9 protein-coding genes and 1 pseudogene are annotated in these 11788 nt (G+C 36.1%); 6 read left to right on the top strand and 4 right to left on the bottom strand.

The genetic code is table 11. The features are described from left to right. Positions 1–25: 25 nt before the first annotated feature. Positions 26–2587 (bottom strand): valine--tRNA ligase, encoded by a 2562-nt coding sequence (locus tag OPR28_RS00990; protein ID WP_265023309.1) that lies wholly within the window; start codon positions 2585–2587, stop codon positions 26–28. Positions 2588–2852: 265 nt separating this feature from the next. Here OPR28_RS00990 and OPR28_RS00995 point away from each other — a divergent pair, with 265 nt between their 5' ends. Continuing rightward, on the top strand, positions 2853–4301 hold the full coding sequence (locus tag OPR28_RS00995; RefSeq protein ID WP_265023310.1) for a coiled-coil domain-containing protein: 1449 nt from the start codon (positions 2853–2855) through the stop codon (positions 4299–4301). A gap of 108 nt (positions 4302–4409) precedes the next feature. Here OPR28_RS00995 and OPR28_RS01000 read toward each other — a convergent pair whose 3' ends face one another. Further along, the gene (locus OPR28_RS01000; protein WP_010962614.1) at positions 4410–4925 is read right to left on the bottom strand and encodes a gamma carbonic anhydrase family protein; all 516 of its coding nucleotides are present in this window, start codon (positions 4923–4925) and stop codon (positions 4410–4412) included. 144 nt (positions 4926–5069) lie between these two features. On the opposite strand from OPR28_RS01000, the gene secG reads away from it, so the two are divergent. The 4 genes and pseudogenes from secG to OPR28_RS07075 all read left to right on the top strand — a co-directional run. After that, complete coding sequence (secG, locus tag OPR28_RS01005; RefSeq protein ID WP_007548880.1) at positions 5070–5390, top strand: preprotein translocase subunit SecG; 321 nt, start codon at positions 5070–5072, stop codon at positions 5388–5390. Next, positions 5390–6994 (top strand): CTP synthase, encoded by a 1605-nt coding sequence (locus OPR28_RS01010; RefSeq protein WP_264706087.1) that lies wholly within the window; start codon positions 5390–5392, stop codon positions 6992–6994. The genes secG and OPR28_RS01010 overlap by 1 nt, the downstream gene beginning before the upstream one ends. Positions 6995–7019: 25 nt before the next feature. Next, positions 7020–7430 (top strand): nucleoside deaminase, encoded by a 411-nt coding sequence (locus OPR28_RS01015; protein WP_015588966.1) that lies wholly within the window; start codon positions 7020–7022, stop codon positions 7428–7430. A gap of 180 nt (positions 7431–7610) precedes the next feature. Then, positions 7611–7718 (top strand): annotated as a pseudogene (locus tag OPR28_RS07075) (WPE palindromic element domain-containing protein); the annotation flags it as partial. Between the two features lie 183 nt (positions 7719–7901). On the opposite strand, the gene OPR28_RS01020 reads toward OPR28_RS07075, so the two are convergent. Together OPR28_RS01020 and OPR28_RS01025 are read right to left on the bottom strand one after the other, a co-directional pair. Beyond that, positions 7902–9167 (bottom strand): MFS transporter, encoded by a 1266-nt coding sequence (locus tag OPR28_RS01020; protein WP_264373821.1) that lies wholly within the window; start codon positions 9165–9167, stop codon positions 7902–7904. Positions 9168–9377: 210 nt separating this feature from the next. After that, positions 9378–9551, bottom strand: a complete 174-nt coding sequence (locus tag OPR28_RS01025) for a hypothetical protein (protein WP_265023311.1) — start codon at positions 9549–9551, stop codon at positions 9378–9380. A 719-nt stretch (positions 9552–10270) separates the two neighbouring features. Here OPR28_RS01025 and OPR28_RS01030 point away from each other — a divergent pair. Continuing rightward, the gene (locus OPR28_RS01030; RefSeq protein ID WP_265023312.1) at positions 10271–11371 is read left to right on the top strand and encodes an ATP-binding protein; all 1101 of its coding nucleotides are present in this window, start codon (positions 10271–10273) and stop codon (positions 11369–11371) included. Positions 11372–11788: the final 417 nt, after the last annotated feature.

Consider the following 11788-nt stretch of genomic DNA (forward strand, 5'->3'; position numbering starts at 1 on the left):
ATTAAAGGAAGTAAAGCTATAAAAATCAGTATAAGTCTATATTCACTATGTATTTTCTGTCTTCAGTTTCAAGCTCAGACTGCATCCACTCTATCGTTTCCGCATTGCAAACTGCCTGCAAATCATTCTGTGCGGATTGATTCAATTTATCCTCTCGTAGATCTGCTTTTATCATCAACTTTTTTATCAGATGCTTAACTGATACATTATTATCTGCCTTTATCTTTCTGATAATGTTTAATATCTGAATAACATTATCTCCCATTTCCTCTGAATATTTATCGTAGATAAGTTCTTCTTTGCTCGGCCAATTACTTTGATTGTGTACAGAATTATAACTATACAACTGGTGGTATATCTCTTCTGTAATGTAAGGCAAGAAAGGTGCAAATAACCGCAAAATAATATTCAGTACATACGCCAAGCTTTGTTTTGCACTTAAGGTTGCTTCACTGCTTCCGTACGCGCGTTTTTTTACTAATTCCAAGTAGTTATCACAAAAATCCTTCCAAAAAAATTCCTCTATTACGCCCAAAGCTTCGCAGTATTCAAATTGTAATAGGTTGTTCGTTGCTCTTTCTATAACTTTGTATAACTTAGACAATATCCACTTATCCATTGTCTCGTGAGCAGAATTTATGCTCATCACTTGATGCTTTTCCATGAACATGGAAACGAACTTGCTAGCGTTCCAAAGTTTTGTAACGAGGCGCTTGCCAATTTTGAATGTATTTTCAGAGTAGACTGTATCAACTCCAAGCCTTGAGTTCGCTGCCCAATAGCGCACTACATCAGCTCCATAAGTTTCAAGTATTACATGAGGAGTGATGATGTTACCCTTTGATTTACTCATCTTTTTCTTATCATCTGCTAAACACCAACCGCTGATCATAATGTTTTTCCAAGGTAAAGAATTTGCATGATAATGTGCCTTTAAAATAGTATAAAAAGCCCAAGTTCTTATTATCTCATGGCTCTGGCTGCGCAGATCTGCAGGAAATATCGTATCATAGCGATGATTTGGTAAGCTAAACTCACTGTTTACTGCCAGTGCACTCAGTTGAGGAGTAATTGAACTTGTGGCCCAGGTATCCATTACATCTTGATCTGGGATAACCTCTTCTTTGCTATACCCTTTTGGCAAATCTTTGAGTGGATCAATAGGTAGGGCCTTTATTTCAGCTAGAATAATTTTACCTTCTTCTCCCTTACGTTTAGAATACCACGCTGGAAATGGCACACCAAAATAGCGCTGCCTTGAGATGCACCAGTCCCAATTTAGCCCTTCTATCCACACTTCCATACGTTTACGCATATTGCTTGGGTGCCAATTGCATTCTTTTACTTTATCTAATACTTGAGCTTTTTGCTCTAAGGTCTTGATAAACCATTGATAAGTAGGTAATATCTCAAGTGGTGCACCAGATCTTTCTGCGCACTTAACAGAATGAGAAATGCTAGTGCTTTCTATCAAAAGTCCTTTTTTAGTTAGGATTTCGATCATCCTCTTTCTTGCTGCTGTAACTTTCAATCCATTTATTTCATTTAGTATATCGTCTGTCATCCGAGTAGCTGACACTGGGATCCATTCTTCTTTTTTCTGACCATACGCTGACATGATATCTTCCTCTGTCATCGCTGGCATTGGCTCTTTTTCCTGGATTCCAGTGTCAAGCACTGGAATGACATCATCTAGGTCCATCCTTCCATCCTGATCGATGATAATTTTCATCGGTAGATTATGCTTTTGCTGCCAATATATGTCGAGTTCATCACCGAATGTACAACACATAACAAGCCCGGTGCCTTTATCTATTTTAACCTTATCATCTGCTATTATTGGAACTTTCTCCTCTGTTATTGGCACTACCGCTGTTTTTCCGATCAGATGAGTGTAGCGCGTATCCTCTGGATGACAAAAAACTGCAACGCATGCTGGAAGTAGTTCAGGTCGCGTAGTTGCAATATTGATCTGCTCATTTTCTTGAGTAGAGAAAACTATCGTGTTTAAGGATGACTCAAAAACTTTATCTTCTATTTCTGCTTGCGCAATTGCTGTTTTATCAACCGGGTCCCAAAGGATAGGCTGCATTTTTCTATATGCATACCCCTTATTATATAGATCAATAAACGACATCTGTGAAAGCGTCACAGTTTCCTTGCTGATCGTGTGATATTCCAAATCCCAGTCATAACTAATGCCGACCGATTTAAATAGTTCCTTGAATTCTTGTTTTGATTTTTCAATAACCTCATGGCACATCTCTATAAATTTTTCTCTGCCAACTTCTTTTGCGCGGGTTTTATAGGTTTGCTCAACCAATCTTTCAGTGGGAAGCCCATTATCATCAAACCCAATTGGGTAAAACACATCTTTTCCCAGCATGCGCTGAAACCTTGCAATAAAGTCCGTGTGGCAATAGCTAAATATATGGCCAATATGGAGTTTTCCCGATATTGTCGGTGGAGGCGTGTCTATAGTGAAAGTGTTATCCTTTTCACCATTCCATTTATAAACTTTACTACCTTCCCATAATATGTTGCATTTGTCTTCAACTTCTTTAAAGCCGTATTTTTCTTTTAACATAAATATTTCTCAATTTTAAACCTTAAGCTAGCAACGTCATACCGCCGCGGTATCTCTAGATCCCGCTAACAAGCAGCGGAATGACGATGGTCGGTAAACCTAAATTACTTTAGCTATAGCACAATTAAGTAAATGCGGCAATTTTACGCCAAAATTTTTTGTTTACGAACATAAATTTTCTATGCTATGATAAAAATATTACTTGACCTTAGGTTCTAAGGGTATTATGTAATGTTAATTATATATATTGAGGTTTAATATGTTTATGGAGATTAATGGTACAATAAAGGTTATCAATAATGAAATAATGCTTATTATAGCGCAAGATGATTTTAAAAAATTTCAAGAGTATGAAAAAATTTCAAGTTCTAAAAAGTTTTATGCGGGTTTTTCACTAGGTAATAAGCAATTATATATTACCGGTTTGTTTGAAAAAGAAAAAAAAAATCAAGAAGATAATATTGTAATCATGCCTATATCTTCAGCTAACGAACAAGGTAGCGGAAAAGCTTCTACTACCGTAGCAGCCATAAAAGTTCTGTTAGGCCTTGATGATCAAAAAAAAGAAGTTAAGGTGCAGATGCTTAAACATCCCAGAAAACAAGTAGAAGAATTGAAAACTAAAACACAAGAATTACAAGATCAATTGGACACAGCTCAGCAGGAAAAACAAGACTTAGAAGCTGAAGTGGAAAAACTAGAGGCAATAGATTCTACAGCGTTACAGCAGCAGTTAGAAGAGAAAAATGCTAAAATAACAGAATTGGAAGCATTAGATGCTGTGGCGTTACAGCAACAGTTAAAAGAGAAAGACGAGGAAATAACAGCATTAAAAGCTCAACAAAATACACAAGAAGTTGCGGACTTACAGCAACAGTTACAAGCTAAAGATGATGAAATAAATAAGCTAAATGATCAAGTTCAGCAGTTGCAAGCAGCACCAAATGATACTGCTGCTCAGTTAAAAGCTAAAGATGATGAAATAACTACACTAAATGCTAAAATTCAAGAACATGAACAGCAAGTTGATACATTAGCTGAAGAGAAAGCTAAAGTAGAAGAATTAAATACTAAAATAACAGAATTGGAAGCATTAGATGCTACGGCGTTACAGCAACAGTTAAAAGAGAAAGACGAGGAAATAACAGCATTAAAAGCTCAACAAAATACACAAGAAGTTGCGGACTTACAGCAACAGTTACAAGCTAAAGATGATGAAATAAATAAGCTAAATGATCAAGTTCAGCAGTTGCAAGCAGCACCAAATGATACTGCTGCTCAGTTAAAAGCCAAAGAGGATGAAATAAATAAACTAAATGATGAAGTTGCGCAGTTAAAGGCAGCACCAAATGATACTGCTGCTCAGTTAAAAGCCAAAGAGAATGAAATAATAGCATTAAAAGATCAAGTTCAGCAGTTGCAAGCAGCACCAAATGATACTGCTGCTCAGTTAAAAGCCAAAAAGGATGAAACAAAAGACTTACAAAATCGATTGACTGAAGCTGAGGAGAAAAATAGAAAACTAGAAGATAAAAGCAAAACAACTGAGCAACCAAAACAAGGCAATGGAGCACGGTACACTGCTACTGTTGGTATGGGTCTTGCTGCTGGACTGATAGCATTTACTGCACTTGAACGTACAGTTAAGTTAGAGATGTTAGTAATGATTGGTATAGCAGTAGCATCTGCACTCGTAGCCGGTGGTATTACCTAGTACTCAAGTAGATGGGGCAAAAGCACAAGAAGTAAATGAGAATGGGAAAAAGAAGTAACAAGGGTTAAGCCGAAATGTACGTGTCAAGTAAAACACTTGACGCGAACTTCAGTTTTTATATTCCTTCATTAGCATAATATAATTTTGTGCTGATTGTGTAATATGTTTAATTTCTTCATTCGACATCTTTTTGAAGAACTTTGCTGGCCTGCCAGCCCATATTTCCCCACTTTTTATCACTTTTCCGTGTGTTACCAGTGAGCCAGCAGCTACCATAGCTTCAGGCTCCACAACTGCATGGTCCATCACGGTAGAGCCCATACCAATAAACGCCTTATCATGCACCGTGCATGCGTGCAACACACAAAAATGTCCCACTGTTACCATGCTGCCAATAATTGTGTCACCACCTGGGTTTCTATCCACATGAATTACCGTTCCATCTTGAATATTTGTTCCATTACCTATTTTTATTGATCCAACGTCCCCTCTGATTACACAATTAAACCAGATGCTTGCATCTCTTCCTATTTCAACCTTGCCTATGATATGCGAACCACCTGCGATGAAAGCACTTTCGTCTATTTTTGGTTCATAATCTTTGTATTTTAAAATGTGATACATATTAAGCCCAAAGTCTTATGCATATGTTAATCAAAATAAGGTAAGCAGTAAATACATACTTAGATTTCAAACTACTTGGGTGACAGATGTTCTTGACTTACGTGCTTTGTACTGCTAAGATTTTTATTTTCAGCCCTATCTATAATGTCAGTAGCGGTATTAAGTATATTTCAAATAATATTGGTTGTTGTGTTAGTAATTTTAGTGCTCTTGCAGCCGCCTGGAAGTAGTTCGTTAAGTGGTTTTAGTAATACACAACAGGGGGTCAATTCGATGATTCCGGTGAAATCTTCTGAAAACCCGCTCAGCAGAATAACGGCTATTGTTGCTGGATTGTTTATTATAAACACATTGCTATTGTCAGGATTATGTTCAAAAGACGTACATAAAAAATCGATCGCAGAAAAAATTATATTAGAAAAAAAGCAAGAAAGTGAATCTACTTCTGTTCCATTTGAAAATTAATGAAGGAAGCTAAATTTATCTTTGTCACAGGTGGAGTTGTGTCATCGCTTGGTAAAGGCTTAGTTGCTTCGAGTGTTGGTGCGCTTCTTCAAGCTCACGGTTTTAAGATCCGTATCAGAAAACTTGACCCGTATCTCAACATTGATCCTGGGACAATGAACCCAACTCAGCACGGAGAGGTATTTGTTACCGAAGATGGTGCTGAAACTGATTTGGATCTTGGGCATTATGAGCGTTTTACTGGAATTAAAGCAACAAAAGATGACAATATAACAACTGGTAAGATATATCATGAGTTATTGAAGAAAGAGAGGCGTGGTGATTATCTGGGCAAAACTGTGCAAGTCATTCCTCATGTAACAGATTTGATCAAATCGTTCATTTTTAATGGTACGGAAGGTTTAGATTTTGTAATATGTGAAATAGGTGGAACTGTAGGTGACATTGAAAGCCAACCATTTTTGGAGGCTATACGCCAAGTTAACTACACATTAGGAAAACAAAGAGTTATCCTTATTCACTTAACTTTAATACCATATCTTACCGCAGCGCAAGAATTAAAGACAAAGCCAACGCAGCATTCAGTTCGAGAGTTAAATTCCGCGGGGTTACAACCAGATATTATATTATGCCGCAGTGAGAAAGAAATTTTCGATAATCAAAGAGAGAAAATAGCTAAGCTTTGCAATGTTTCTTTATCCAATGTGATACCTGCTCCTGATGTGAGTCATATATATGAGTTACCGGTGTTGTATAGCCAATGTGGGCTTGATACGCAAATTTTGGAGCACTTTCATTTAAGTAAGCCAAGACCAAGCTTGACTGAATGGGATCAAATAGTGCATTCCATAAGGCACCCAACACAGGAAGTTACTGTGTCTATAGTGGGAAAATACACCGAATTCCCTGATGCGTATAAATCACTAGTTGAAGCATTAAATCATGGTGCGATTAGTAATAAAGTCAAAGTAAGGATAAATTGGGTTAACTCAAGAGAGAAGGAAGAAAAACCTATAAATGAAAAACTTATAGGAGAGAAATTACAGAATTCTCATGCAATCCTTGTTCCAGGGGGGTTTGGTGATGACGGAGTAGAGGGTAAAATATTAGCAATAAATTATGCCCGTACAAATAATATCCCATTTTTCGGAATTTGCCTTGGTATGCAGCTTGCAATTATTGAGTTTGCTCGTAATGTTGTTAAGCTTGAAGATGCACACTCTGAAGAATTTCGTAACTGTAAACATCCAATCGTTAAGTTAGCTGGCGATCAAGATGACGATCTTGGTGGAACCATGAGACTTGGGGCATACAAATGTAATATAAATGCAAACTCTAAAATGATGGATGCATATAGTAACACTACTATTTCAGAAAGACACAGGCATAGGTACATAATCAATTCAGATTATAAAGATGACTTAGAAAAAAATGGGCTGTTATGCAGTGGCATATCAGAAGATGGAACGTGCATAGAGGCAGTGGAGTTAGAGAGTCATCCGTGGTTTATTGGTGTGCAGTTTCATCCAGAATTTCAATCAAAGCCGTTTTCTCCTCATCCTCTTTTCGTGTCGTTCGTTAAAGCAGCAATTGATAAGAAATAAGTGCCTAGTGTTTAAGTATCAATATATGGAGCTTGCCATAGAGCAAGCCAAACTCGCTCAAAAAAATGATGAGGTGCCCATAGGTGCTGTAATAGTGAGTGGAGACAATATCATTTCTTCTGCACACAATATATCCAGCGATCCAACTGCACATGCAGAGATGTTAGCGATCAGACAAGCATTTTCAACTCCCACGCTTTGTGATGCTGATATGTACGTAACATTAGAACCATGTCCGATGTGTGCTCAAGCTATTTCCTTTGCCAGAATTAAACGATTGTACTTTGGAGCTTATAATCCAAAAGGTGGAGGAATTGAAAATGGTGCTAAGATATTTCAATTTTGCAGCCATATACCTGAAGTTTATGGTGGAATATTAGAAACAGAATGCTCTTTTTTGTTAAAGGATTTTTTTGAGAAACTAAGGAACATTTGATAAATCGTCATGCTACTTGTTTTCCGATACAAAATCGTCATCCCGCTACGTGTTAGCGGGATCTATGCTAGGAGATACCGTGACGGTATGGCGGTTAAGTAATTCGTCATTCCAGCGCGTGACGCACAACTATACAAACATTGTCCACCAGCAGGGTGTCATCCGAGTAGCTGACACTGCCCTCCTTTGTCATCCCAGTGCCCTGACTACTTGGATCCAGAAGACTTAATTTTAACCAAGTGGCTGCATAATAAAGGCTGGATTCCAGTGTCAAGCACTGGAATGACATTACAGGGACACTGGGATGACATCATCCTTTTCTCTGGATTCCAGACTGGAATGACAGCAGTCCTACGTCATACCGTCACGGTATCTCTAGATCCCGCTAACAAGCAGCGGGATGACGGTTGTCAGGGTGTCAGCTACTTAGATGAAACCCTTTCCCGGTCTATCAAATCACTTAAGAGAAAACTAAGACCAATCAAATTTCTTATCTTGCGGTTTTATTTGCAATATTGCTACCACACTGATCAACAAGCAGAAGACTATATAAAGCCCAGCAGCAAGGTTTGTTTGAGGAAATGTTACAGTCAACCAAATACAAACCATAGGAGTAAATCCTCCATGTAACGCATAAGAGATATTGCGTGATAAGCTCACACCACTAAATCTAACATTGGTAGGAAAGAGTTCAGATGCAACTATTCCTATGGGAACTATACCCCTTTCTATTATAGAGAGAACCATTACGCTCAACGCAATCACAAGATAATTTTTATAGTAATATGCAATAGATAACGCAGGACAACACAGTGCCATTGTAATTGCTATAAATAAGATTGCAGTGCGCTCTTTTCCAACTTTATCAGCCAACATTCCAAACGCTATTGAAGATATCGGCATTAATACACTGGTTATAATCAATACAATTTCGTTGATATATGTTGTTACATAAACATCCACTGATGCTATTTCCTTTGCGAGAGTTCGAAGAAATATGGTAAATCCAACAGCAACATTAACAGGTACAGATATTAAAATAGCAAGTATAAGAGCTCTCTTGTGGCGTTTTATAAGCTCTATTATTGGCAAATCAGGTAAATTTCTTTGTTTTCGATTTTTTTCATATGCTGGAGTTTCTCCCAATGTGTATATGCTATACGCGCTAATTAATCCTAAAATAGCTGAGAAAATAAATGGCAATCTCCAACCCCAGGTACAAAAATCAGTAGTTTTTTTGCAGATAATCACTATTACCGCAGAAAGCAAGACGCCAATGGAGCGACCAAAACCCATCATTCCAAAATACATCCCTAAGTTCTCTTTCCTACTGGATAAATGCTCTATAAGATAAACAGAACTTCCTTGTTCACCACCAAGTGCAATTCCTTGTGTTATATGGATTGCAAGAAGCAATATAGTAGAAATTATACCTACTTGATTGTGACTTGGAATAAATGCAATGAGACTTGATGGTATCGATATTAGCAAGATAGTAATTATTAATGCTATCCTCCTTCCATACCTGTCACCAACGTGACCAAATATGAATGCACCAAGTGGCCTTACAATTGCACCTAGCCCTACAATTCCAAATAATTGCAGTATGTTACTGTAGACATCTTTTGCAAAACAAAACTCTCTGCTGATTATGTTAATCAAATCAATAAAAAGCATGTAGTCATACCATATTGCGATTCTGCAGAGTATGGTTGATATCAACACCCTTGTTTGCACTAAATTCAATTCGTAAATGTTTGCTTATTCTATTCTGGCTGCTTTTTGGGATTTTACAACCTAAACATATGGAGTTGACTTTTTTATTATGGTGTGTGATAATTGCAATGAATATAGCTTATTTAGCAGCACTTATAGCAGCAGCTATAATAAAAATAGCAGCAGTAATACTTTGTGCTATAATGTGTATAAGCATTTTCTTTATATTATTTAAGGAATTAAAGAACTCTCAGATTCAAAAGGATTTCTATCTCTTCTGAAAACAGTAGGTGTAATTTCTATAATACTATCAATTATATCTCTCCCACTTATTATATTAAGCCTTACTACTCCGTCACCTCTGGTAGTAGGTATAGTAGGTGGTATCGTTGGTGCTATTTCCATAATACCATTAATAGTAGCTTACATTTTGCTTGTGGCTATATCGAATATCTTTATTACCAAGTCTTTATAAATTTGAGCTAATGTTACTGTCTTCATTTCTTCTTGGTTGTAATATTGCTGAAAGTTATCTATTTCCATAGGTATAACATATAATCTGATTTTATAAGATATTCTACCGGGATTAAAATATCGTAAATCTTAGGCGTTATAAACAAAATTTACAGGAAAAATAAGATGATACTACTCAAAAAGGCAAACAAGACGGTATTTTTCTGGCATAAGTTAGCGTTCAGCTTTACCTTTCCTTGCAAGACATTTTAGAGCTATTATGTCTTACTTCTTGAAGATACAAGTTAGCGTTTTTAACCCGAATTCTGGATTGGAGATTAAAAAAAACAAGAATATCAATAGCTTATTGTTTTAGCATTTACGATAAAGCAGTAAGCATTTTAAGACTAGTTACTAATTTAGTAAAATTCAAGACTTTCAATAATTTACCTAAAATCTAATCCAGAATTCGGGTTAATAATAAAATCTTGTTTTTTGAAAATGAATTTGGTAAACTTTAAAGATGTATGTGACAATATGGTGATATATTGTTTTTAGTATTTAATAAATTAAAGTACGTACTTGATAATTTTTCTGAACACTCTAATCAAGCTAAAATAGGTAAGCTAGATAAAATTATTCTTAGTTTAAAATTGGTATAAGGTATTAAGATGAAAAAAATTGAAATTTCAGAATTACTAAAAAGAATTTCAATCTGTTTACTATGCGTGGCAACTATTATCTCTATCGCTTTTTTGTTTGCCTATATGCATACAATGTTGCTTAGTAAAGGGTATGAGTTAGCTGCACATTATGTTAGTGAAGCTATGCCTTGTGTGTTACTTGTCGTTCTCCTTTTTATTGTTTGGTTTGTATATGATCAAGTATTCAGCAAACTAAAGGAAGTAGAGCTGCCTATATCGATAGAATTAGCTAATTCAGATGATAAAAGAATAACATTTGCTGATGCTATAATTGATGACTCCTTAAGACAACGGTTGCAGATGATTTGCTGTGACCAAATGACAGAAGAAATGCGCAAGCTGTTTGGAAATAAAAGTATTAATTCACTAAGAGGTTACATATTATATGGCCCTCCTGGAAATGGTAAAACACTTATCGCTCGTGCAATTGCAGGTGAATCAAATATGAATTTCATAAGCATCTCAGGTCCTGAACTTATTGGAGTATATATTGGTCATGGTGCACATGCTGTACGCGAGCTTTTTAAAATAGCAAAAAAATATTCTCCTTGTATAGTCTTTATAGATGAAATAGATGCAGTTGCTCAAAAAAGAAGTACCGCTAATAACTCAGCTTACCATTGTCGAGAGAGTTTAACACAGTTGTTAACTGAAATAGATGGATTTAAGAGCAGAAAAGATATAATAGTAATTGGTGCAACTAACCTTATCGGTGGTATAGATCCAGCACTTATTAGACCTGGACGTTTAGGTCAGAAGGTTTATGTCCCTAATCCAAACATAGAGGTGAGACAAAAGATATTGGCACTTTATATGCGAGGTACAAAAACTGATGAAAAGCTAAGCCTCCAAGACATTGCAGACAAGACTGAAGGCTATTCTGGGGCTGAGTTAGAGCAATTAGTGAATGAAGCAAAAATTAGCGCTGGTGCGCAAAGACGGCTTATAGTGAGTGAGGAAGATTTCAGTTACGCGCTTCACAGGTTAAGTCCAGAACAAGAAAGAGATAGAATAAAGTTAGTTTCAAACGCGAAGACACAGATAGAAGAAACTTCTTTTATACGGTAAACATAAAAATTGAAATTATAGAAGTGTAGCTGAGCCAACCTTCGTTATTCTTATTATTACCCACAAATAAAGACATGGTATTGCATTTACTCAAATAATTTAATTTTATTAACCTGAAAGCTTATTGGATTAAAATTATTAAATTAAGAGTTATAATTTTAGCAACTAAAAGCTGTAAATTGCACCATATAAACAGTTATTTCAAGCAAAAGTTATACTGACCTTAGCCAGAAAAAGTGGTGGAAAAGTTAGGAATGTTTTTTACAAAAAAAGACAGTATCAATAAAAAGGATTTTATTCTATTTGAAATATAAAATTATCATGTATTTTTCTGTTATTCCCAAGTGAATTATTATTAACTTAGCAGTATATATTATTAAAAACACAAGCAATACAATCATTTTTAGCAACCAAAAC

Source organism: Wolbachia endosymbiont (group A) of Epistrophe grossularia (assembly GCF_947251435.1).
In the GTDB taxonomy this organism is placed as follows: Bacteria; Pseudomonadota; Alphaproteobacteria; order Rickettsiales; family Anaplasmataceae; genus Wolbachia; species Wolbachia pipientis.